At 49.8% G+C, this 205-nt stretch carries 1 protein-coding gene; it reads left to right on the plus strand.

Annotation, left to right across the window (positions count from 1 at the left end; all coding sequences use genetic code 11):
* On the plus strand, window positions 1-205 hold a 205-nt coding region (locus FDX22_RS19495; RefSeq protein ID WP_146717649.1), incomplete at both ends, for a helix-turn-helix domain-containing protein.

Raw genomic sequence — 205 nt, forward strand, 5'->3', positions numbered from 1 at the left:
TGAGCATGGAGCTGATGGTCAAAGCGATGAAAGTTTGTGTGGGCAATCCATTACGTAAACTTGTTCTGATTAAGCTGGCGGACAACGCCGGCGATCAGGGAGAGTGCTGGCCGAGCTACCAGCATATTGCCGATCAGTGTGAGATCAGCAAACGCTCGGTGATGAATCATATTGCGGCGCTTTGTGAGTCCGGATTGGTAAAAAA

This window comes from Citrobacter sp. TBCS-14 (genome assembly GCF_005280805.1).
GTDB lineage: Bacteria > Pseudomonadota > Gammaproteobacteria > Enterobacterales > Enterobacteriaceae > Citrobacter > Citrobacter gillenii.